This is a genomic window from Campylobacter concisus, from assembly GCF_902460535.1.
Taxonomy (GTDB): domain Bacteria; phylum Campylobacterota; class Campylobacteria; order Campylobacterales; family Campylobacteraceae; genus Campylobacter_A; species Campylobacter_A concisus_AS.
Map to the genome: position 1 here is coordinate 302,185 of NZ_CABPTV010000004.1, position 23,238 is coordinate 325,422.

General features: G+C 40.9%; 17 protein-coding genes. 16 read left to right on the forward strand and 1 reads right to left on the reverse strand.

Going from position 1 to position 23,238, the window contains the following annotated elements:
• Positions 1-640: 640 nt before the first annotated feature.
• The 4 genes from FZ945_RS10695 to FZ945_RS10710 are packed head-to-tail and all read left to right on the forward strand — an operon-like array spanning position 641 to position 7,574.
• On the forward strand, positions 641-1,654 hold the full coding sequence (locus FZ945_RS10695; RefSeq protein ID WP_148803065.1) for a bifunctional 3,4-dihydroxy-2-butanone 4-phosphate synthase/GTP cyclohydrolase II: 1,014 nt from the start codon (positions 641-643) through the stop codon (positions 1,652-1,654).
• Between the two features lie 10 nt (positions 1,655-1,664).
• Positions 1,665-3,218 (forward strand): type I restriction-modification system subunit M, encoded by a 1,554-nt coding sequence (locus FZ945_RS10700; protein ID WP_148803067.1) that lies wholly within the window; start codon positions 1,665-1,667, stop codon positions 3,216-3,218.
• On the forward strand, positions 3,215-4,468 hold the full coding sequence (locus FZ945_RS10705; protein ID WP_148803069.1) for a restriction endonuclease subunit S: 1,254 nt from the start codon (positions 3,215-3,217) through the stop codon (positions 4,466-4,468). The genes FZ945_RS10700 and FZ945_RS10705 overlap by 4 nt, the downstream gene beginning before the upstream one ends.
• Before the next feature lie 10 nt (positions 4,469-4,478).
• A complete protein-coding gene (locus tag FZ945_RS10710; protein ID WP_148803071.1) occupies positions 4,479-7,574 on the forward strand; it encodes a type I restriction endonuclease subunit R in 3,096 nt (1,031 codons plus the stop codon).
• Positions 7,575-7,610: 36 nt separating this feature from the next.
• On the opposite strand, the gene FZ945_RS10715 is transcribed toward FZ945_RS10710, so the two are convergent.
• On the reverse strand, positions 7,611-8,069 hold the full coding sequence (locus FZ945_RS10715) for a methylated-DNA--[protein]-cysteine S-methyltransferase (RefSeq protein WP_148803073.1): 459 nt from the start codon (positions 8,067-8,069) through the stop codon (positions 7,611-7,613).
• A gap of 122 nt (positions 8,070-8,191) precedes the next feature.
• Here FZ945_RS10715 and FZ945_RS10720 point away from each other — a divergent pair, with 122 nt between their 5' ends.
• From FZ945_RS10720 to FZ945_RS10775, 12 genes are all read left to right on the forward strand, one after another.
• Positions 8,192-10,777, forward strand: a complete 2,586-nt coding sequence (locus tag FZ945_RS10720) for a bifunctional aconitate hydratase 2/2-methylisocitrate dehydratase (protein WP_148803075.1) — start codon at positions 8,192-8,194, stop codon at positions 10,775-10,777.
• A gap of 36 nt (positions 10,778-10,813) precedes the next feature.
• Positions 10,814-12,025 (forward strand): ankyrin repeat domain-containing protein, encoded by a 1,212-nt coding sequence (locus tag FZ945_RS10725; protein ID WP_148803076.1) that lies wholly within the window; start codon positions 10,814-10,816, stop codon positions 12,023-12,025.
• Positions 12,026-12,033: 8 nt separating this feature from the next.
• A complete protein-coding gene (locus tag FZ945_RS10730) occupies positions 12,034-12,780 on the forward strand; it encodes an SDR family NAD(P)-dependent oxidoreductase (protein ID WP_148789295.1) in 747 nt (248 codons plus the stop codon).
• Positions 12,781-12,789: 9 nt separating this feature from the next.
• The gene (locus FZ945_RS10735; protein WP_148803078.1) at positions 12,790-14,493 is read left to right on the forward strand and encodes a Na+/H+ antiporter NhaC family protein; all 1,704 of its coding nucleotides are present in this window, start codon (positions 12,790-12,792) and stop codon (positions 14,491-14,493) included.
• 2 nt (positions 14,494-14,495) lie between these two features.
• A complete protein-coding gene (trmA, locus tag FZ945_RS10740) occupies positions 14,496-15,605 on the forward strand; it encodes a tRNA (uridine(54)-C5)-methyltransferase TrmA (RefSeq protein WP_148803080.1) in 1,110 nt (369 codons plus the stop codon).
• A 14-nt stretch (positions 15,606-15,619) separates the two neighbouring features.
• Complete coding sequence (ilvA, locus tag FZ945_RS10745) at positions 15,620-16,831, forward strand: threonine ammonia-lyase (RefSeq protein WP_002942811.1); 1,212 nt, start codon at positions 15,620-15,622, stop codon at positions 16,829-16,831.
• Between the two features lie 92 nt (positions 16,832-16,923).
• Positions 16,924-17,757, forward strand: coding sequence for an MBL fold metallo-hydrolase (locus tag FZ945_RS10750; protein ID WP_148803082.1), 834 nt, complete (start codon positions 16,924-16,926; stop codon positions 17,755-17,757).
• 56 nt (positions 17,758-17,813) lie between these two features.
• A complete protein-coding gene (locus FZ945_RS10755) occupies positions 17,814-18,509 on the forward strand; it encodes a DUF4230 domain-containing protein (RefSeq protein WP_002942821.1) in 696 nt (231 codons plus the stop codon).
• A gap of 23 nt (positions 18,510-18,532) precedes the next feature.
• Positions 18,533-19,456, forward strand: coding sequence for a Dyp-type peroxidase (locus FZ945_RS10760; protein WP_009293961.1), 924 nt, complete (start codon positions 18,533-18,535; stop codon positions 19,454-19,456).
• Between the two features lie 51 nt (positions 19,457-19,507).
• On the forward strand, positions 19,508-19,930 hold the full coding sequence (locus FZ945_RS10765) for an EamA family transporter (protein ID WP_021085058.1): 423 nt from the start codon (positions 19,508-19,510) through the stop codon (positions 19,928-19,930).
• Between the two features lie 97 nt (positions 19,931-20,027).
• Positions 20,028-20,603 (forward strand): cytochrome c, encoded by a 576-nt coding sequence (locus FZ945_RS10770; protein ID WP_002942837.1) that lies wholly within the window; start codon positions 20,028-20,030, stop codon positions 20,601-20,603.
• A gap of 9 nt (positions 20,604-20,612) precedes the next feature.
• Positions 20,613-23,180 (forward strand): molybdopterin-dependent oxidoreductase, encoded by a 2,568-nt coding sequence (locus FZ945_RS10775; RefSeq protein ID WP_148803084.1) that lies wholly within the window; start codon positions 20,613-20,615, stop codon positions 23,178-23,180.
• Positions 23,181-23,238 lie beyond the last annotated feature (58 nt).

A 23,238-nucleotide genomic window follows, 5' to 3' on the forward strand; every position in this document is an offset into this window, starting at 1 on the left:
AGCGGTAGTTCAGTTGGTTAGAATGCCGCCCTGTCACGGCGGAGGTCGCGGGTTCGAGCCCCGTCCGCTGCGCCATCTACTTTAAATTTTTCATATCTATTTTTATTTTTTGTCTTTTTAAATTTAATGCAAAGTTTTTATAAAAATATTCTATTAAATAATATGTAAAATAATACATAAAATATTGTCTTTAAAACAGATTGAATATATTTTCTCTATTAAAATTTTTTTACTTTTATAGCTAAAATAACGATGAGAGCCTAATTTGGCTCGCGTTTTTAAATAAAAATATTTAAATTTTTAAACCTACTTATCAAACTATACTTTTTTATTTAATGTAAATTTCAATTATCTTTCATATCGTCATTAATGAACTAAAATAGCAATTTGTCTTTGTCTAAGGCATATTTAAAAATTTAAAGTCAAAATTTGTTTTATCGCACAAACATACGTTTAAATTTTTATGTCTATATGATATAAATTTATCCTGCCAAATGGCTAATATCAACCTTAAAAGCTTAAATTTTGGTGTAAATTCTATTTTTTCTCAAAAGTGATTACCGACAAAGAAAAAATATTATTTTTATCTCTTAGTTATCAAAATATCAATATAATCGTAAAAATTTATAAAAGGATAATTATGGCACTTGAAAACGTATTAAGAGCGATTGAAGATATAAAAAATGGCAAAATGGTCGTCATGGTCGATGACGAGGACCGCGAAAATGAGGGCGATCTAGTCTTTTCAGCAGCTAGTAGCGACATGCAAAAGGTAAATTTCGCTATCACTCACGCAAAGGGCGTGCTCTGTCTTGCGATGGACGAGGCGAATGCAAAAAGGCTTGACCTGCCGCTAATGGTGGCTAAAAACACATCGAGCCACGAGACAGCTTTTACGGTTACGATCGACGCAAAAGACGCAACAACAGGCGTGAGCGCATATGAGCGCGATATGACGATCAGGCTTGCAGCAGAGGCCAGCTCAAAACCTGAGGACTTCGTGCGCCCAGGACACATCTTCCCACTTATCGCCAAAAATGGCGGCGTGCTTGTTCGCACAGGCCACACCGAGGGCTCGGTCGATCTTTGCAAGCTTGCAGGTGTTGCTCCGATGGCTTCGATATGTGAGATCGTAAAAGAAGATGGCACAATGGCAAGACGCGACTATCTAGAGGAGTTTTGCGAGAAATTTGGACTAAATATGATCAGCGTATCTGATCTGGTTGAGTATAGGCTAAGCCACGAAAGCCTCATAAGAGTTGGCGAAAAAAGTGACGTCAAGATCGCAGACTGCGCGGCTATAAGATACGATATTACAGATCACAAAGGCAAAATCCACTCAGCTTATCTTTTTGGCGAGCCAAAGAGCAAGGCAAATGTCAAATTTCAAAAGATCCTTGCCGATCACGAGCTTTTGAGTAGTCCAAAATATGACGAGCTTTTAAAAACTATCAAATTTCTAAGCCAAAATGGTGGAATTTTGATCTTTTTAGATAGTGACAACTCAAACACTAGCAAAGACTACGGCATCGGAGCGCAAATTTTAAATCACTTTGGCGTAAAGGATATCGAGCTTTTAAGCTCAAATAAAAATAAAGAATTTGTAAGCTTAGCTGGTTTTGGGCTAAATATAGTCGGTTATAAGGAAATTTAAAGGAGATAAAATGAGCGAAGAGGCACAACGCAAAGCCTTACAAAATCAAATTTGGAGCATCGCAAATGAAGTAAGGGGTGCTGTTGATGGCTGGGACTTTAAGCAGTATGTCCTCGGAACTTTGTTTTATAGATTTATCAGCGAAAATTTTACCGACTACATAGAGGCTGGAGACGAGAGCATCGACTACGCTAGCATGGGTGATGATGAGATAGATGACGAGCAAAAAAGGGTCATCATAGAAGAAAAGGGCTACTTCATCTATCCTAGTCAGCTTTTTAAAAATGTCGTAAAAAATGCCTCAAATAATGAAAATTTAAATACCGATCTAGACCAAATTTTTAAAAGTATCGAGGGTTCAGCCGCTGGGTTTGAGTCAGAGCAAGACATCAAAGGACTTTTTGCTGACTTTGATACGACTAGCAACAGACTCGGCAATAGCGTCGCAGATAAAAACAAAAGGCTTGCTGCTGTTTTAAACGGAGTTGCTGGGCTTGATTTTGGTGACTTTAAAGATAACCACATCGATCTTTTTGGCGATGCTTATGAGTTTCTCATCTCAAACTACGCCGCAAATGCCGGTAAGTCAGGTGGTGAGTTTTTCACTCCGCAAAATGTCTCAAAGCTCATCTCTGAGCTAGCCATGCACGGACAAGAAAGTGTAAATAAAATTTACGATCCAGCTTGTGGCTCTGGTTCGCTACTTTTGCAAGCTAAAAAGAGATTTGACAAGCATGAGGTAGAGCAGGGCTTTTTTGGACAAGAGATCAATCACACGACATTTAACCTTGCTCGCATGAATATGTTTTTACACAACATAAACTACTCTAAATTTCACATAGAGCTTGGCGATACGCTTTTAGACCCAAAGCTTCAGGATGATAAGCCATTTGACGCCATCGTCTCAAACCCTCCTTACTCTATAAACTGGATCGGTAGCGATGATCCCACACTTATAAATGATGCTAGATTTGCTCCAGCTGGCGTGCTAGCGCCTAAAAGCAAGGCAGACTTTGCCTTTATCATGCATGCTCTTAGCTACCTTTCTGCAAAAGGGCGAGCTGCTATCGTTAGCTTTCCTGGCATTTTTTATAGAGGCGGCGCAGAAAAGAAGATACGTGAGTATCTTGTAAAAGAAAATTTCGTCGAAACCATCATCGCCCTAGCGCCAAATCTCTTCTACGGCACATCGATCGCTGTAAATATCCTTGTGCTTTCAAAGCACAAAAGTGAAAACAAAACGCAGTTTATAGACGCTAGTGAGTTTTTTGAAAAAAGAACGAACAATAACGTTTTAACAAGTGAGCACATTAAAAAGATAGTAGAAATTTTTGCTAGCAAAGAAGAGATCGCTCACGTAGCTACATCGGTGGATAATGACACAATCGCTAAAAATGACTACAACCTAGCAGTTAGCTCCTATGTCGAGCCAAAAGATACACGCGAAAAGATAGATATAAACGAGCTAAATTTACAGATAAAAGAGACTGTGGCTAAGATCTCAAATTTACGCTCACAGATAGATGACATCATCGCGCAGATAGAGCTGGACGGCGAGAGATGAGTAAAATTTTTGATCTTATAAATGAGCTTTGTCCTGATGGGGTTGAATTTATGGAGGTAGAAGAAGTTTTTATTATGAAAAATGGCTATACACCTTCAAAAGCAAACAAAGATTTTTGGGAAAATGGAACCATACCTTGGTATAGAATGGAGGATATACGCGAAAATGGTAGAATTTTATCTGAGTCCATACAAAAAATAACACCTAAAGCTGTGAAGGGAGGTAAGTTAATCCCTAAAAATTCAATTATAGTCGCGACCACCGCGACTATAGGCGAGCACGCGCTCGCAATCGCTGATTCATTTTTAATGAATCAGCAATTCACGTCTTTTACAATACGTGAATTGCTAAAAGACAAACTTGATATCGAGTTTGTCTTTTATTATTTCTTTAAAATTTGTGAATGGTGCAAGCAAAATACAAATTCTAGTTCTTTTCCGTCAGTTGATATGGCTAAACTTAAAAAAGTAAAATTTCCTGTGCCTCCGATGGAAGTGCAGCGTGAAATAGTCCGTATCTTGGACTCTTTCACGCTTCTTACAGCAGAGCTTACAGCAGAGCTTACAGCTAGGAAAAAGCAGTATGAATTTTATCGCGACTTTCTTTTAAGCTTTGACGAGCTTGATAAAAATGGGGGAGGGTGTGAGCTAAAAATGCTTGGAGAAATTTGTGAGCTGATACGTGGCAATGGGTTGCAAAAGAAGGACTTTGTGGAGAGCGGAGTTCCTGCGATACATTATGGTCAAATTTATACGTATTATGGAACGTTTGCTAGCAAGACTAAATCTTTTGTTTCGGTTGATACGGCAAGGAATTTAAAAAAAGTTAATTTTGGGGACGTTGTAATTACTAATACTAGTGAAAATTTACAAGATGTTGGAAAGGCTGTTGTGTATCTTGGAAAGGAGCAGGCTGTTACTGGTGGGCATGCAACTATTTTAAAGCCTAAAAATACTCTTTTGGGAAAATTTTTTGTATATCTTTCACAAACAGCCTATTTTTACAATGAGAAAGTAAAGTATGCTAAAGGAACTAAGGTTATTGATGTATCTGCGTCTGATATGTCAAAAATTTTAATCCCCGTCCCATCACTTCAAACACAGCAAAAGGTCGTTGATATCTTAGATAAATTTGATACGCTTGTAAATTCTATAACTGAGGGTTTGCCACGAGAGATAGAGCTAAGGCGCAAGCAGTATGAGCATTACAGAGAGCTACTTTTAAATTTCAAACCAAAAATGAGAGCATAAGGGCGTAAAAATGATAGAGAGTAAAATTATACTTGAGTCTGAAAATTTCATCGTTTTAGATAAATATGAGAGATTGCCTCAGTCTTCAAGCTACCAAAGCGAAGTGGATATGGAGCGTGAGCTTATAGATGATCTTGCAAAACAAGGCTATGAGTATAAAAAAGATATAAACTCTCAAACGGCACTTTTACTAAATTTAAAAGAGCAGCTAGAGAGGCTAAATAATGTTAAATTTAGCTCGCCTGAGTGGAAAAGGCTAGTTGAAGAGTATATCGACAAGCCAAACGATGGCATTATAGAAAAGACACGCAAGATACAAGACGATCATATATATGACTTTACTTTTGATGATGGGTATAAACAAAATATCTGCCTTATCGATAAAAAAGATATCGCTAAAAACAGCTTGCAGGTGATAAATCAGTTTGAGCAAACTGGCTCATCGCACAACAGATATGATGTCACTATACTTGTTAATGGCTTGCCGCTTGTGCAAATAGAGCTTAAAAAGCGAGGCGTGGCGATAAGAGAAGCCTTTAATCAAATTCATCGCTACTCCAAAGAGAGCTTTAACTCATCAAATTCTCTCTTTAAATACTTGCAAATTTTTATCATCTCAAATGGCACAGATACAAGATACTTTGCAAACACAACCAAGCGGGATAAAACCAGCTTTGACTTTACTATAAACTGGGCAAATTCAAAAAACGAAGCCATAAAAGATATAAAGGACTTTACAGCTACATTTTTGGCGAAAAATACACTTCTTAGCATACTGAGCAAATACTGCATCTTTGATACAAATAACACCTTGCTCATAATGCGTCCTTATCAGATAGCAGCGACTGAGCGCATACTTTGGAAGATAAATAGTTCGCATAATGCTAAATGCTACGCAAAGCCAGAGGGTGGCGGCTTTATATGGCATACGACAGGATCTGGCAAGACGCTAACTAGCTTTAAGGCGGCTAGGCTTGCTACGCAGCTTGAATTTATAGATAAAGTCTTTTTTGTGGTGGATAGAAAAGACCTTGACTATCAGACTATGAAGGAGTATCAAAAATTTTCAAAAGATAGCGTGAATGGCTCAGTTAGCTCAGCAGAGCTAAAGCGAAACACTCAAAAAGATGACGGAAAGATCATCGTAACAACTATACAAAAGCTAAACAACCTTATGAAAAACGAAGATGATCTAAGCATATATCAAAAAGAGGTTGTTTTTATATTTGACGAGTGCCACAGGTCTCAGTTTGGCGAAGCACAGAAAAATTTAAAGAAGAAATTTAAGAAATTTTATCAGTTTGGCTTTACTGGAACACCGATATTTCCTCAAAATGCCATCGGAGCAGAGACTACGCAAAGTGTCTTTGGAAGCTCGCTTCATGAATATGTGATAGTTGATGCCATAAGAGATGAGAAGGTGCTTAAATTTAAGGTTGATTATAACAACGTCGTGCCTAAATTTAAGAGCATAGAGACAGAAAAAGACGAGCTAAAGCTAAGTGCGGCTGAGAATAAAAGTGCATTTTTGCACCCTGAGCGTATCAAAGAAATTTCAGAGTATGTGCTAGAGAAATTTCATCAAAAAACTCACCGCTTAAATGCAAGTGGCAAGGGCTTTAACGCTATGTTTGCAGTAAGCTCGGTAGATGCAGCAAAGCTTTATTATGAAGCGTTTAAAAATTTACAAAGTAACAAAGAGCGAGCTTTAAAGATAGCGACAATATTTTCTTTTTCACAAAATGAAGAGCAAGATATGGTTGGTGAGATAGCTGACGAGGGCTTTGAGCCAGAGGCGATGGACGTTAGCTCAAAAGAGTTTTTAAATAGCGCGATAAAAGACTACAATGCCTACTTTAAGACAAATTTTAGCGTTGATGGTGGGTCGTTTCAAGACTACTACCGAGATCTAAGCGAGCGCACAAAGAAGCAAGAGATCGACCTACTTTTAGTTGTGGGCATGTTTTTGACAGGATTTGACGCGCCTTGTCTAAACACGCTCTTTGTGGATAAAAATTTACGCTATCACGGGCTCATACAAGCATACTCTAGGACAAATAGAATTTATGGTGCTACAAAAACTTTTGGCAACATCGTGACATTTAGAGACCTAGAAAAAGCGACAGAAGATGCTATAACTCTTTTTGGTAAAGGAAGCACCAAAAGCGTCATACTCGAAAAAAGCTATAAAGAGTATATGGATGGCTTTACAGATGCGGTATCTGGCGAGGCAAGAAGGGGCTTTGTAGATGTAGTAAGCGAGCTAGAGGCGAAATTCCCTGATCCTACTAAGATAGAGACGCAAAAGGACAAGAAAGAATTTGTAAAGCTTTTTGGAGAGTATCTAAGGGTGGAAAATGCTTTGCAAAACTACGATGAATTTGTGGCTCTAAGAGCTTTGCAAGAGGTAAATTTAGACGATGAAAAAGCAGTTTATGAGTTTAGGGATAAATTTGGCTTAAGCGATGAACAAATCAAAGAGATGCAAAGCATAAAAGTGCCAAATGCAAGGGCTTTGCAAGACTACCGTGGGACATATAATGATATAAGAGAGTGGCTAAGAAAAGAAAAGGCTGGCGAAGAGAAGGAAAAAGAGAGGATAAACTGGGATGACGTGGTATTTGAGGTTGATCTACTAAAATCTCAGGAGATAAATTTAGACTATATTTTGGGTTTGATATTTGAGCATAATAAAAAGATAAAAGATAAAGCAGCACTTACTGATGAGGTGCGTCGCATCATCCGCTCGAGCTTGGAAAACCGCTCAAAAGAGGGGTTGATAGTTGATTTTATAAACCAAAGCGACTTGGATAAATTTAAAGACCGAGCCAGCGTGATAGAAGAGTTTTTTAAATTTGCAAAAGTTGTGATGAAAAAAGAGGCGGACGAGCTTATCACTTCTTTAAATTTAGACGAGGCTGGAGCAAGAAGGTTTATAAGCTCGTCGTTAAAGAACGGCTTTGTTAGCCAGAGTGGAACGCAAATAGGCGAGATACTGCCTAAGATCAGCCCTTTAAATAAAAACTATCCAATAATCAGGCAAAAAGTGATCGATGAGATCTCGCATTTTGTTGATAAATTTAAAGAGGTTGGCTCGTCGGTTTAAGAGGCACTTTTAAGCAAAATTTATATTGCATTTGGCTTATTTATGCCTTGCTTCGTGCTCTAAAAGCCAAATTTTAGTTGGCAGACCCTCGCCGCCTGAGTAGCCACCAAGGCCACTGCTGGCTAGCACCCTGTGGCAGGGGATGATGATAGGCAGTGGGTTTTTGGCGTTTGCAGATCCCGCTGCGCGGTAAGCGTTTTTGTGGCCCGCAGCAAGTGCAAGAGCAGCGTATGTGGTCGTTTCGCCGTACGGCACTTTTTGCAAATTTTCATAAATTTTGGCTCTAAATTTGGTCGTTTTTAGATCAAGTCTAACGCTAAATTTTTTAAGCTCACCCTTAAAATAAGCCTTTAGTTCATCTAAACAAAGCTTTAAATTTTCATCTTTTACCGCTACTTTTTCAAATTTATCTACAAAATTTATCTCACAAATTCCATTTTCGCTAGCAACGATCTCTAAAATTCCAATGGGCGATTTTAGGTAGGCTTTTGACACATTTGCTCCTTGAAATTTGAAATTTTGGGCAAATTTTACTTTAGATTGTTTTGCTTTTTGATAAAATGCAAGCAAAATCAGCGATTTTGGACTAAAAACGAGCAAAATCACAAAGGAAATTTATGAGCTTTTTTACCGACTACGAAAAACATGTGAGTGAGCGAGAAAAAGAGGGCGTGCCACCGCTTGCGCTAAATGCCAAGCAAACAAGCGAAATTTGCGAGCTAATGAGACTTGCTGGCGACTCTAGCGGCGATGAAAAGGCGCAAAACGAGCTAAAATTTCTTATAAATTTGCTCACAAATCGCGTAAATCCAGGCGTTGATGACGCGGCAAAGATAAAGGCGGAATTTCTTGGCGAGGTGATAGAAGGGCTTAAAATAGACGGCCTTGATGCAGTTCGTGCCATTAAAATTTTAGGCAAGATGCTTGGCGGATATAACGTAGAAATTTTGGTGCGAGCTCTAAAAAATAGCAATGAAACTATCGCGCAAGCTGCGGCAAATGAGCTAAAAAATATCATTTTGGTGCATGAGCATTTTGACGAGATCGCAAAGCTAGCAAATAGCAATAAATTTGCAAAAGAGGTGCTTGCTTCTTGGGCAAACGCGGAGTGGTTTACGCATAAAAAGCCACTTAGTGAGTGCATAAAGGCAGTGGTTTTTAAGGTGCCTGGCGAGACAAATACTGATGATCTAAGCCCTGCAAGCGAGGCCTATACAAGGGCTGACATACCGCTTCACGCAAAGGCGATGCTGGTTAAAAAGATGCCTGAGGGCTTAGAAGTCCTAAAAGAGCTAAAAAGTCGCGGCAAGAGCGTGGCGTATGTTGGCGACGTGGTCGGCACTGGCAGCAGCAGAAAGAGTGGTATAAACTCGATCCAGTGGCACCTTGGCGATGAGATAGAAGGCGTGCCAAACAAAAAAACGGGCGGTATCGTGATCGGCACGACCATAGCTCCGATATTTTTTAACACCGCTGAAGATAGCGGCGCACTGCCGATAGTTGCAAACGTAAATGAGCTAGAAATGGGCGATGAGATAGAAATTTATCCATTTAAAGGCGAAATTTATAAGCTTGCAGGCAACGAAAAAAAGCTCGTGGCAAACTTTAAACTAAGCCCAAACACCCTAAGTGACGAGATAAGAGCAGGGGGTAGGATACCTTTGATGATAGGTAGGCAAGTGACTAAAAAGGCTAGAGAGGCCTTGGGACTTGGCGAGGAGCAAATTTTCATAAAGCCAGATCAGCCAAAAGAGCTAGGCGGTGGCTATACGCTCGCTCAAAAGATGGTCGGCAAGGCTTGCGGCAAGGCTGGCGTGAGAGCTGGGGCATACGTGGAGCCTGAAATTTTGACCGTTGGTTCGCAAGATACCACAGGGCCTATGACTAGAGATGAGATAAAAGAGCTTGCTAGCCTTAGTTTTGGGGCGGATTTTGTCTTGCAAAGCTTTTGCCACACGGCTGCTTATCCAAAGCCAAGCGACCTTGAGATGCAAAAGAGCTTGCCTAAATTTATGACGCTTCGTGGTGGCGTGAGCCTAAAACCAGGCGACGGCGTCATCCACTCGTGGCTAAACCGCATGGTCTTGCCTGACACGGTGGGCACTGGCGGCGATAGTCACACGAGATTTCCTATTGGCATTAGCTTTCCAGCAGGAAGCGGCCTAGTGGCGTTTGCGGCGGTGCTTGGTATGATGCCACTAAATATGCCAGAGTCAGTTTTGATCAAATTTAAAGGCGAGCTAAAAGAGGGCGTGACGCTTCGTGATCTTGTCAATGCGATACCTTATTCTGCTATCAAAAAAGGGCTTTTAAGCGTTGAGAAAAAGAATAAAAAGAACATTTTTGCGGGCAAAATTTTAGAGATAGAAGGGCTAGAGAGTCTAAAAGTGGAGCAGGCGTTTGAGCTAAGTGACGCTTCGGCTGAGCGCTCGGCGGCTGCTTGTGTGGTAAATTTAAGTGAGGCTAGCGTCGTGGAGTACGTTCGCTCAAACGTTGCGCTAATAGACGCTATGATAAAAGCTGGGTATGAGAGCCATGAAACGCTTGTGAGGCGAAAAGAGAAGATGCAAAAATGGCTAGAAAACCCAACTCTTTTAAGAGCCGACGAGGACGCAAGATATGCTGAAATTTTAGAGATTGATTTGTCTCAGATAGATGAGCCGATTTTGGCCTGTCCAAACGACCCAGACGATGTGGCGACACTGAGTGAAATTTTAGCTGATAGCAAAAGAGCACACAACATCGACGAGGTCTTTGTGGGTAGCTGTATGACAAATATCGGCCATTACAGGGCGCTTGCTAGGATTTTAGAGCGTGAGAGCAAGCTTACTACTAGGCTTTGGATCGCGCCGCCAACTAAAATGGATAAAAAAACGCTTGAGGACGAGGGAGTTTATGAAATTTTTAAAAGGCTAAATGCTAGGACAGAGGTGCCAGGCTGCTCGCTTTGCATGGGCAATCAAGCAAGGGTAAATGATAATGCCGTCGTCTTTTCGACATCGACAAGAAATTTTGACAACAGAATGGGCATGGGCGCAAAGGTCTATCTAGGAAGTGCCGAGCTAGCCGCTGTATGCGCGCTACTAGGGCGTTTGCCAAGCGTTAGTGAGTATAAAAAAATAGTAAGAGATAGTCTTAGTTTAAACAAAGATCAAATTTATAAATACCTAAATTTTAATGAAATAAGCGAGTTTAGTATATAAATTTGTTACAATATCGCGAAATTTTAAGGAGCTTTGATGAAAGAAGTAGCTTTTTTTCTCTTTTTTAGCAGTTTTCTTTTTGTAAATTTACACGCATTAGAGTGCGGTGATCTTGCTAAAAAAGAGAGCTTTAAAACTACTCCAAACGAGCTTGCTTATGCGAATGAGGGGCTATTTTATTGCGATGGCTCGCTTTTAAATTTAAAAGAGGTAAAAGAGCTTTTTGATGCGAGTGTGGCTGTTAGAAGCGAATCCCAAAGCTGCGTTGGCGAGGGCGTTTATAGAGAAAATTTAAATAAATTTAGATGGATCTTGCTAAAAGCCTCATTTGCTCCTGAAATATATCAAAAAGAGCTTGCAAAGCCAGAAGCGGCTGAGGCTCAAAAAGATGCTCAAATGGAGTATTTTAGATACTGGGCGAATGAGAGTTTGTTTAACTTCTTAAAATATAAAAAATTCAGCGAAGCTTATAAAAATGCTCAAACTCCACTGGTTAAATTTTATGAGGCTTTAGGCGTTGATAGTGCAAGTGCCGCTTACTACGCAACTAGCGTGATAAATGAGTTTTTAAGCTTTAGCGTTGGCAAAAATGTAAATAAAGCTAAAATTTTAACTTCTGAGCAAAAGATGATGGCTCAAAAGCTAAGTCAAGACGAGCTTGCAAATTTGCTTTATTCTAAAAATTTCACCACCGCAGAGCTTACAAATTTACTTGATATCGCACTGCTAAATGACAAAAGTAGCGAGATGATAGAAGAGATCATAAGGCGCGGGGCTGACGTAAATTTAGGCGATGAAACGCCGCTATTTTTTGCTCTTAAAAATTTAGAAAATGTGAAAATTTTGCTTAAAAATAGAGCCGATGTAAATCACAAAAATTTCTTTGGCAAAAGTGCGCTTTTTTATGCTGTGCAGTTTGAGGATGCGCCTCTTTGCGAGCTTTTGCTAAAGAGCGGAGCCAATGCAAACGAGAGCTACATCGACGAGCAGTCTAAGATGAATATGATAAATTTAGGCATGATGCAAGTAGAGGATACGTGCGGCCTAGAGCATACAAACAGAAGCGTTTTTATGCATGCAGCAGCTCACGCAACGCCTGAAATTTTAAAGCTTTTGATAGATAACGGCGCTGATATAAACGCCACTGATGATGCGGGATTTAACGCGCTTGATTATGCGATTAAAGATAAAAACGAAAAAAATATTAAATTTTTAGAAGATCTTGGCTTAAAGCCAAATTTTAATTAGGAAGAGATATGAAAAAGACAGCTTTTGTGACAGGTGCGACATCTGGCTTTGGCGAGGCGATCGCTAGAAGACTCTCAAAAGAGGGCTACAAGATAGTAGCTCTTGCAAGGCGCGAAGATAGGCTAAAAAAGCTAGCAAGTGAGCTTGGCGATACGCACATCATCGTAGCTGACATACGTGATAAAAAGGCTGTTTTTGACGCAGTTGATAGCCTGCCTGATAAATTTAAAGATATCGAAGTGCTTGTAAATAACGCTGGACTTGCCTTGGGACAAGAAAAGACGATAGACGCAAAGGTAGAGGACTTTGAGACGATGATAGATACAAATGTAAAGGGTCTTATCTACTCTACAAAAGCCGTTTTGCCGCTACTTTACAAGCAAGAAAAGGGCTATATCTTTAATCTTGGCTCAACAGCTGGCTCGTGGCCGTATCCTGGTAGTAACGTTTATGGCGCTACAAAGGCCTTTGTAAAGCAGTTTAGTCTAAATTTAAGAAACGATCTAGTTGGCACAAATATCAGGGTGACAAACATCGAGCCAGGTCTTTGTAAGACTGAATTTAGCGAGGTTAGATTTAAGGGCGATAAGGCAAAGGCTGATAGTCTTTATGAAAATACAAATTTTATCACGTCTGAGGATATCGCGACGATTTTGGTTAATTGTCTAAATATGCCTGGAAGTGTCAATATAAACAGGGTCGAAGTCATGGCAAACACGCAGACTTGGGCTGGACTTGCGATAGAAAAATTTTAAGGAGTTTATGTGAGACAAATTTTATTGTTACTATTTTTTAGTGCCGTACTTTTTGGCGTTGATCCAGAAGTCGCCAAAAGAAACGCGCAAATTTACGGCGTTTTCACGCTTATACCGCCAGTTGTGGCCATAGCGCTTGCTTTTATCACAAAAGACGTTATATTGTCGCTATTTATCGGTGTTTTTAGCGGAACGTTTCTCATAAATATCATCAATGAAAATGTCTTTATGGGCATCATCAAAGGCTTTACAGGCATCGTTTCAAGAGTGGTTGAGTCGATGGCTGATAGCACCGATGCTGGTATCTTGCTTCAAGTGCTTTGTATAGGCGGTGTGGTCGCACTTATCACAAAGATGGGCGGCACAAAAGCGGTTGCTCTTTGGCTTAGCAAAAAGGCAAAAACTGGCGTTTCAGCTCAAATTTCAACTTGGCTTATGGGTATTTTTGTATTTTTCGATGACTACGCAAATGCCCTAATCGTTGGTCCTATCATGAGACCAATAAGCGATAAATTTAAAATCAGCCGCGAAAAGCTAGCCTTCATCATCGACGCTACAGCAGCACCGATTGCTGGTATCGCTATCATCTCTACATGGGTCGGACTTGAGGTTTCGCTCATCGAAAAGGGCTACGAGCTTATCGGCGAGACTGGCATAAACGCTTATTCTATATTTATCGAGACCATTCCATATAGATTTTACAACCTCTTTATCTTGTTTTTCATAGTCTGCACAGCCTTGATGCAACGCGAGTATGGCCCTATGCTAGCAGCTGAAAGACGCGCTAGAAGAGGCGAGCTTCACTCAGGCAAAACTCAAATTCAAGACCTTGAAGATAAGACTCTCGAGCCAAAAGAGGGCGTAAAACTAAGCGCTTCAAATGCGATAGTGCCGCTTCTTGTGCTAGTTATCGGCGCATTTACTAGCTTTTATTTTAGCGGTCTTGCTGCACTTGAGGGCGATACTCTTAAAAATGCACTTGCAAATCCACTTTCATTTTCAACATTTAAAGATACTTTTGGCGCAGCTGACTCTGCTACATCGCTATTTCAAGCAGCATTGCTCGCTAGTATCGTAGCTATCACGATGGGCGTTTGGCGCAAAATTTTTGATGTAAAAGAGGCTATTAGCACGTGGGTAAAGGGCTGGAAAACTATGATCATCACGGTCGTCATCTTGCTTCTTGCTTGGAGCCTTAGCGCGGTTATAAAAGAGCTTGGCACTTCAAGATATTTGGTTGATTTGCTAAGTGACTCAACGCCTAAATTTATCCTGCCAGTGGCTGTTTTCATCCTTGGCTCATTTATCAGCTTCTCAACAGGCACCAGCTACGGCACGATGGGCATTTTGATGCCTCTTGCTATCCCGCTAGCTTATGCAGTGGGCAAAAACTACGGCCTAGATGGCGATGCGATGCACGCTTATATGATAGTAAATATCTCAAGCGTTCTAACGGGCGCTATCTTTGGTGATCACTGCTCGCCGATCTCAGATACTACGATACTTTCATCAATGGGCGCAGGATGCAGCCACATCGATCACGTCTCAACACAGATGATCTATGCACTTAGCGTTTGCGCGGTTTGTGTGCTTGTTGGCTACTTGCCTGTCGCACTTGGTCTTAGCGTTTGGATCGCACTTCCTTGCGGATTTTTAGCGATCTGGGCTTTGGTTAGATTTGTAGGCAAAAAAGTCGAAGAGAAAGCGGCATAAATTTGGACTGCAAATACCTAAAAGAGTGCGGATCATGCACTCTTTTTACCCCTTATAGTGAGCAAATTTCATTTAAAACTGATCTTATTAAGCAAAATTTCTCCCCATTTTATGATGGCAAATTTGATGTTTTTAGCTCAAGCCCAAAGCACTACCGCACGAGGGCTGAGTTTGGCATCTGGCACGAAGATAGCAAGCTTAGCTACACGATGCACGCAAGCGAGAAGGGCAAAAGGGTCTTTATAGATGAGTGTCCAAAGGTTTGCGAGCAAATTTCACATCTCATGCCAAGGCTACTTGAAAATTTACAAAATGATGAAATTTTACGCGCAAAGCTCTTTGGAGTGGAGTTTATCGCCTGTAAAAGTGGCACCTTGGTCACGCTTCTTTATCATAAAAGGCTTGATAGTGAGTTTGAGGCAGCGATGAAAATTCTAGCTAGCAAGCTTGATGTGATGATCTTAGCTAGATCTCGCGGTCAAAAGCTGCTAAGTGGTGAGCTAAATTTAGTTGATGAGCTAAATGTCGGAGGTCAAATTTATAAATTTAGCCTAAGTGAAAATGCCTTTATCCAGCCAAATAAAGCGGTAAATGAGAAGATGATAGCTTGGGCAAAAGAGTGCGTGCAAGGTGGCGCTGACCTGCTGGAACTCTACTGCGGACATGGAAATTTTACTATCCCACTTTCGTTTAAATTTAAAAACGTCCTTGCCACTGAAATTTCAAAAAGCTCGATCGCAAATGCCCTTAAAAACTGCGAGCTAAATGGGGCTAAAAATATCAAATTTTTGCGAATGGACGCTGATGAGCTGATGAGCGCATTTGCTGGCGTTAGGGAGTTTAATAGGCTAAAAGAGATAAATTTAAGCGATTTTAACTTCTCTCACGTCCTTGTCGATCCACCACGCGCAGGGCTAAGTGAAAGCGTCATAAATTTCATTAGAAATTTCAAAAACATCATCTACATCTCGTGCAATCCAGAGACATTAAAAGAAAATCTAAATGAGCTTACTAAAAGCCATAAAGTGATAAAATTTGCGCTCTTTGATCAGTTTGCCAACACTCATCACATCGAGTGTGGCGTGTTACTAGAGGCAAAAGATAAATTTTAAAAGGAAAGTTAAAAATGGTTTCATTAAACAAAATAATCCAAGCAAAGATAACGATCGGTCACTTTGTAAATAAAACTCCGTTTGCGCTAAGTGCAAAACTTAGCAAAATTTTAGGCGCAAATGTCTATCTAAAAGAGGAAAATTTACAACGAACTGGAGCTTACAAGATAAGAGGCGCTTACAATAAAATAGCTAGCCTAAGCGATGAGGAGCGAAAACGTGGCGTCGTGGCTGCAAGCGCTGGCAATCACGCTCAAGGCGTTGCGATAAGTGCAAAAGAATTTGGCGTGCATGCTTGCATCGTCATGCCAGAATCAACCCCACTTCTAAAGGTAGCTGGCACAAAGGATCTTGGCGCTGAAGTGATCTTAAAAGGTGATAACTTTGATGAGGCGTATGAATTTGCAGTAAATTACGCCAAAGAAAAAGATATGACCTTTGTTCATCCATTTAACGATGAGTACGTCATGGCAGGGCAGGGCACTGTTGGGCTTGAGATGCTTGATGAGATAAGCGACCTTGATATGGTTGTAGTGCCAGTTGGCGGTGGTGGCTTAGCTAGCGGCGTGGCAAGCTGTATAAAACAAGTCAATCCAAAAACCAAAGTCGTTTGCGTCGGCGCAAAGGGTGCTCCAGCGATGTTTAATAGCTACGGCGCTAAAAAGAGCATAAACTCAAAGTCAGTTCGCACCATAGCCGATGGCATCGCTGTGCGTGATGCGAGCGAGATAACGCTTAAAAATATCGTTGAGTGCGTGGATGAGTTTGTACAGGTCGATGACGAGGAGATTGCAACTGCGATTTTGTTCTTGCTAGAGACGCAAAAGATCGTGGTTGAAGGAGCTGGCGCAGCTGGCGTGGCAGCACTTATGCATGATAAGATCAAATTTAAAAAAGGCGCAAAGATAGGCGTGGTGCTAAGTGGTGGAAATATCGATGTTCAAGTGCTTTCTATCATCATCGAAAAGGGTCTTATCAAGTCTCACCGCAAGATGACCTTGCAAATCACACTTGTAGATAAGCCAGGAGCGCTCATGAGCCTAACTGATAGTCTAAAATCGGCAAATGCAAACATCGTCAAGATCGACTACGACCGCTTCTCTACTAAGCTTGACTACGGCGATGCAAGCATCACTATCACGCTTGAGACAAAGGGCCTTGAGCATCAAGAAAAGATTAAAGATACGCTTAATAAAAACGGCTTTTCTTTTACTCAACTCTTCTAAATTTATAAGCTCGCTACCTTTTAAAGTAGCGAGCATTAACTTTCATTAAATTTACAGGACTAAAATTTCGCAAATTTATTCAAGGATGAGATATGAAAAAGAGTTTATTGAGCCTTGCGTTGTTTTGCACTTTAGCTTTTTGTGCCGATGATGAGGTGGTTGGCAAACAAAATGATCAAGTATGGATAGGATCTATGGGTGGATGCAAGCTTTATGTATTTTCACTAAAGACGACTGACGCGCCAGTAGATAAGCTAATAGCCAAAGATGAGGCGCAAAAAGAGCTTGTGGCAAATACTAAAAATTTACCAAACAAACACAACGTAATGTTTGCAAAGTGCGATGACTACACAGCGCTCATAGATAGCGGCTATGAAGATAGCTTGGAAAATTTAAAGTATGATCTGCAAACTTTTGGCAATATAAAGCCAGAGGATCTAACCTACGTCATCATCACGCACGCTCATCCTGATCACATAGGTGGGCTCATAGATGGCGGCAAAAAGACTTTTAAAAATGCCAAGCTTTTTATAGATGAAAAGGAGTGGGACTACTGGATGAAGGGCAAAGATGAGAGGACAAAAGAAATTTTATCGCTTTATAAGGACGATAAGAGCTTTTTTGACCATAAAAAGCCGCTATTTGACGGGGCTCTAAAGATCATGGCTATCCCAGCCTACGGCCACACTCCAGGGCACAACATGATAAGCTTTGAGACAGATAACGACAAGATCATCTTTATAGCTGACCTTCTTCACGTCCTAGCAGTGCAAGAGGTCGAGCCAAGCATATCTATCACTTATGATGTAGATCCAGTGCAAGCTGCCAAAACAAGAGAAAAGGTGCTTGATGGCTTGGAGGACGAGACTACTAAGATAGTGGGAGCTCACATGCCTTATAAGAGCCCTATCACCTTGCCAGAGTGATAAATTTCTTTTGCTTTACAAATTTAGGATAAAATGCGGGCTTTAAAGGAGAAAATATGAGCGAATACGCAAATTTGATATTAGCTATCTTGCTAGCTATTTTGGCATTTGCATTTTATAGGTCGAACAAGGCGCTAAAAAAGGCAAAAGACGATAGCGAAAATGTCTCAGTCAGCACGGAAATTTCGCAGCTTAAAAGCATAGGTGAGCTATCTGTTTTTCAAGTTTATAGCAAAGAGATCGTCACAAAAACCGACCATGCGTTTGGAAATTTTGGCAAAGAGTATCTAAGGTGGCTGGTAAGCGAGAAGAAGCTTTCGATGATATTTGAGTTTGAGATAAATTTCATCTACGATCTAACTAGCCCAAAGCTCGAGATCATGCAGATCGCAAACTCTAGTTACAAGATAAAAATGCCCCCATGTAAGTATAAATTTTCAATCGCCGATATGAAATTTTACGACGAAAAAAATGGCAAATTTATACCATTTTTGCTGCCTGACTCGCTAAATGGCTTTTTTGGTAGCACATTTACAGAAGAGGACAAAAACAGGCTCATAGAAGAGGCAAGAAACGAAGTAAAAAAGATGAGCGTTCGCCTTATCTCGCAGCTTCAAAGTAAAATTCACAAATCAGCTCGTGACACGCTTGAAGCGATAGCTAAGAGCTTTGGCGCAAACAAGGTCGAGTTTGTCTTTGACGATAGCGACGAGCAGATCAACGAGCAATTAAATTTAGAAAATATCGCATAAAAATTAAATTTAAAGGAGAAAAAATGAGTGTAAATTCACAAGAGGTCACACAAGCACCTGGCAACAACACAGTCTTTCAAACATGGGTTTTAAAAGGCGACAAAAAGGCATGTAAAGAGGGCTTTGCTAAGCTTTGTGCTTTGGTTGTAAATTTAAACAAAACTGCTAAAGTTAGATTTGGCGCAAATGAAAATGTAAATTGCGTCCTTGGCGTGGGTCATGATGCTTGGAAAAAACTTGAAATTTCAAAAGAATTGCCAAAAGAGCTTGTAAATTTTAAAGCGATCAAAGGCGACAAACACGAGGCTGTTAGCACAAAGGGCGATATCCACATCCACATCCGCGCGCTAAATGCGGCTGACTGCTTTGACATGGCGCAAAATATCAAAGAAGTTTTGTTTAAATTTGCAGAGCTTACAGACGAAACTCAAGGCTTTAAGTATCACGACGGCAGGGCGATCATCGGCTTTGTCGATGGCACTGAAAACCCTGATGGCGAAGATAGAGATCTTTTTGCAAAAGTCGGCAAAGAGGACGCTAAATTTAAAGGCGGTAGCTACGTTTTTGTTCAAAAATACTTCCACAAAATGAAAGAGTGGAACGCCACAAGCGTAAGCGAGCAAGAAAAGGTTATAGGCCGCTCAAAAGAGTATGACATCGAGATGGACGAGAGCGTAAAACCTACAAATTCACACTCAGCTGCTGCAAATGTCGGCGACGATAAAAAGGTTGTGCGTGGCAATATGCCATTTACTGAAGGCAGCAAAACAGGCACTTACTTCATCGCTTATGCTAGCACATTTTCAACGGTTGAGCTTATGCTTAAAAAGATGTTTATCGGCGAGCCAAAAGGCAACTCAGATAGACTGCTTGACTTTAGCACGCCAGTAACTGGGGCTTTATATTTTGCTCCTACGCTTGATATGCTTGGTGATTACGAGGGATAAATTTAGCTTGGGGCGAAGCAAATTTGCCCCTTTAAATTTATAAGGATAAAGATGCCAGAGTGGTTTATCTACGCAGCTCTTTCGGCTGTTTTTGCTGCACTTACAGCGATCTTTGCAAAGCTAGGCGTAAAAGATATCGACAGCGATTTTGCGACATTTATAAGAACGATCGTCGTCATTTTGATGCTTGTTTTGCTTTTAAGCGTGGCTAAAAAATGGCAACCGTTAAGCTCGCTAAGCCCAAAAAACTGGCTCTTTCTCATACTAAGTGGCATGGCAACTGGGCTTTCGTGGCTTATGTATTTTAAAGCTATGCAAGCAGGCAAGGTCTATCAGGTAGCGCTGGTTGATAAATTTAGCGTCGTGCTGGCTATCATTTTGGCTGTCATATTTCTTGGTGAGAGGCTAAATTTAAAAGAAATTTTAGCCGTTTGCCTTATCGTATCTGGCGTGTTTTTACTCATTTTTAAATAAATTTTTCTGCGTTATTCTTAAAGTATTTTTTTAATTTTAATTTGTAATTAATCAAAAAGCCCCTAGAATTTGACAATTTCACTTTGAAGGGAGAAATATGAAAAAAATTATTCTATCAGCCATCGTAGCTTGTGCTGCATTTGGTGCAGGTATGAACTACACAGATGTCGTAAAGGACGTATATGCTGACGCAAACTCAGCTAAGAGCATAGGCAGGCTGCTACCAACCAACGCAGTTGAAATTTTGCAAACAAGTGGCGACAGAGCGCAGATCAAAGTAAAAGGCTATCAAAACCCAGCCGTTAGCAACGTAGTTTATTTTGCTGATGGCGCGAGGATCATCTCAGTAGCATTTGCAAAAACTGCACCTTTTGATATCAAAGTGATAAAAGAGGGCAAAAACGGCAAATGGAACGAGGTAGAAACGACAGTTTTCGTTCAAAAAGATGGCTTTAGCACTGATGTAAACGCGATGTTTGCAAAAGCTGACAAGATGTATAAAGAGAGTTGCGGCGTTTGCCATGCGTTGCCTCAAACTACGCATTTTAATGCAAATCAATGGCCGTCACTTCTAAAATCAATGATCGGCAGAACCGCAATAGAGAAAAAAGACGAGTGGCTAGTTATCGAGTACCTACAAAAACACTCATCTGACGTAAATTTAGGCAAATAAGGAGAAAAAATGAACGAGAACAGACGAGATTTTCTAAAAAAAGGTGCAACAGCGCTTGCAGCTACACCTTTGCTTTCAGGCGTAACAGCTTCAAATTTGTTTGCTGATGAGGTTAAAAAGGGTGTTGTAAAAAATGGCGAAACTCTTACAGCTGCTCACTGGGGCATGCTAAAAGTGACAACCAAAAACGGCATCGCTGTAAAGTCAGAGCCTATTCAAAAGACAAGTGAAATTTATAACCCACTTCAACACTACACACCAGATATGATCTACAAAAGTCGTATCAAGCACACAATGGTAAGAAAGAGCTACTTGCAAAACCCAGATAGCCCAAAACCAGAGCTTCGTGGCATTGATGAGTGGGTCGAGGTGCCTTATGAGGACGCGATCAAGCTAGTTGCTAAAGAGCTTAAAAAAACAAGAGCGCAAAAGGGATTACAAAGCGTTTTTGCAGGTAGCTACGGCTGGAAATCAAGCGGCAATGTGCATAACTCAAGAATTTTACTTCATAGATTTATGAACCTTAGTGGCGGTTTTGTTGGCTCACTAGGTGACTACTCAACAGGTGCTAGCCAGATCATCATGCCTCACGTTGTAGGTAGTATCGAGGTTTATGAGCAGCAAACTAGCTGGCCAGTCGTGCTAGAAAATTCAAAAGTCGTAGTCATATGGGGCGCAAACCCACTTGCGACACTTCGCATAGCTTGGACAGCGACTGATGAGCAAGGCTTTAAATACTTTGAAGAACTAAAAAACAAAAAAGATATCAAAGTGATCGTGATCGATCCTATCAGATCTGAAACAGCACAATACTTTGACAAAGCTCAGTGGATCGCTCCAGTGCCAAACACTGACACAGCGATGATGCTAGGCATGATGCACTACCTATATGAAAGTGGCAAATACGATAAAGAATTTATCGAAAACTACACTTATGGCTTTGATAAATTCCTCCCATATCTACTTGGCAAGACAGACAACACTCCTAAAAATTTAGAGTGGGCGAGCAAAATTTGTGGCATCGACAAAGATACTTTAAAAGAGCTAGCTGATACATTTGTAAGCAACCGCACGATGCTAATGAGTGGCTGGGGCATGCAGCGCGCTCATCACGGCGAGCAACCACACTGGGCGATGGTAACACTTGCAGCGATGATCGGTCAGATAGGCCTACCAGGTGGAGGCTTTGGCTTAAGCTACCACTACTCAAACGGCGGCGCACCAACATGCAAAGGTGCAGTCATCGGCGGCGTAAATAGCGCAAGTGTGGGTAAATTTAACGAAAAAGGCGAGTTTATCGGCACTGATACGGGCGAATTTGACAAACACGGTCGCTTCGTCGCAAAAGCAGCCGCAGTAGCAGGCACAGGTCAAAGCTGGCTACAAAAAGCAACCAACTACGCTTTTCCAGTAGCTCGTATCGCTGATGCGTTGCTTCACCCTGGCAAAGTGATAGATCACGACGGTAAAAAGATCACCTACCCAGACATCGACTTTATCTACTGGGTCGGTGGCAACCCACTAGTGCATCATCAAGATACTAATACAAATTTAAAAGCGTGGAGAAAGCCTAGAACCGTTGTCGTTCACGAAGCTTACTGGACACCGACAGCAAAGATGGCTGATATCGTCTTTCCAGTCACTACAGAGTATGAGAGAAACGACATCACGATGACAGGTGATTATTCAAACATGAACATCGTGCCGATGAAACAAGTCGTTGAAAAATACCGCGAAGCAAAAGATGACTATCAAATTTTCACTGACCTTTGCAAGGCTTATGCTAAAAATTTAGTCATAGCCTACACAGATAACGGCAAAGACGAATTTGACTGGATCAAAGAATTTTATGACGCAGCCTACGCTCAAGTAAAGGCCGTCCCTGAGCTTGCAAGCGACATGAAGCCATTTGAAGAGTTTTGGAATGAAAACAAACCAGTCACATTTGCCTCATCTCAAGATAGTGATAATTGGGTAAGACTTGGCGAATTTAGAGAAGATCCTGTGCTAAACGCTCTTGGAACTCCTAGCGGTCTTATCGAAATTTACTCAGATACGATCGAGAAAATGGGCTATGATGACTGCAAAGCGCACCCAACTTGGTTTGAGCCGATCGAGTGGCTAGGCATGAAAGATAAACCTGCGAAATACCACATGATAAGCGCTCATCCAACTGACCGCTTGCACTCACAGCTAAGCCAAACTTCACTTCGTGAGAAGTATGCTATCGCTAACCGCGAGCCAGTGTGGATAAACGAAAATGACGCAAAAGAGCTTGGCGTAAAAACTGGTGATTTGGTGTGTGTATTTAACGCTCGTGGCGAGGTTTTGGCAGGTGCTCATGTCACTAAAAACATCAAAGAGGGCGTTGTAAAACTAGCTGAGGGCGCTTGGTATGACGGATTTGATAGTGGCATCTGCAAAAACGGCTCTGCAAACGTGCTAACCATAGATATCCCAACAAGTAAGCTAGCAAATGGCAACATCAGCCACACAGCTCTTGTAAATATCAAAAAATATCAAGGCGATGAAGCACCAAAACTTACAGCGTTTTCTGAACCAAAATTTTCTAAATAATTTTAAAGCAGGGGAGCTATCTCCTGCTTTTTATATAAAATTTGACAAATTTATGAAA